2 protein-coding genes are annotated in these 1038 nt (G+C 43.0%); both read right to left on the bottom strand.

Annotation, left to right across the window (positions count from 1 at the left end; all coding sequences use genetic code 11):
• Window positions 1–68 precede the first annotated feature (68 nt).
• Window positions 69–425 carry a hypothetical protein gene (locus ACFILW_RS10010; protein WP_375685763.1) on the bottom strand — a complete coding sequence of 119 codons (357 nt, stop codon included), beginning with the start codon at window positions 423–425 and terminating at the stop codon, window positions 69–71.
• 1 nt (window position 426) lies between these two features.
• Window positions 427–1038, bottom strand: a 612-nt coding sequence (locus ACFILW_RS10005) for a major capsid protein (protein WP_375685762.1), incomplete at its 5' end; no start/stop codon positions are given.

Genomic DNA, 1038 nt, shown 5'->3' with positions numbered 1-1038 from the left:
CACAATGTCAAGTGGCAATGTAATGTTTTTATAAAAGTAATCAAAACGGCTTGCTAAATAAAGATGCCTTATTGTTTCTGTTCCCGCAAGATAAGTTTATACATACCGGATTCAGAGGCTTGGACATCTGTAACAGTGAAGTGTTCTTGAGAAGAGGGGGCTTTGTTGTTTTCAGGAGAGAGGACCACAACACTATCTTGAGGTTTTGGTGGTATTCCCCCGATGTCATTGATACAAAGATCAAGTTCCTTTCTTGCAATTGTGGTAGGGATTCTGCCACCGGCGTCCGATTCTGAATGCTTAATGGTGTAAATCGCTGTGATACGAAAAGATTGCTGGTTGTCCTTTCGCGTGTAGATGATGGGCTGCCCAAAAGTGTTGCGCACATCTTTAACCATTTGGTTTAGCAGCCCGTTCCACCGCATGTTATTTCGCTCCAATCACTGCTTTAAACAGCATTTCAGGGCGTGTGCAAATGTAAAGCGGATAGCTATAGACCTCCGGTTTTACCCATGCATTACGGTCGTGGTCGACGATAAGCATCGTGTAGAGAGGTCTTCCAACCGTGTTGGCAAAATCCAAGCTTTCACCAGGAGCAAAGGTTTTTTGGAATACACCAGGCGCATCAACAGGAAAGAATTGACATTCATCCGGCTTAATGCCTATAGCGCGCTTTGTTCCAGCCTTCGCACTCACATTATAGTTGTGAATACTCCGGTAATTAATGAAAGTGACACCTGCAAAGTCAAAACTACCAAAGCTCCCAGAGCCAATCGAACTTGGTGTTGCAACACCTCCGGCGCTATTGAGTGTCTGTGCTAAGGCTGTGTTTAAATAGGTCTCACGAATTGTTTTATGGTTTTTCAATTTGGAGAAAAATTCATTTCCACAAAGCCCAATAATGCGTGAACGATCAGAAAACGCTCCTTTTGAAGCTTCAATCATCCTCATAATGACTTGATCAACATGGTCCGCAACATTGGTTGTCTCATTATTTAATTTAAAATCAATCGGCTTTGGTGGTGCGATTTCCCATTC

Source organism: Bartonella sp. TT110JLCBS (assembly GCF_042193405.1).
Classification (GTDB): domain Bacteria; phylum Pseudomonadota; class Alphaproteobacteria; order Rhizobiales; family Rhizobiaceae; genus Bartonella.
The sequence above is the reverse complement of the archived record's forward strand: the minus strand, read 5'-3'. Positions and strand labels throughout refer to the sequence as shown.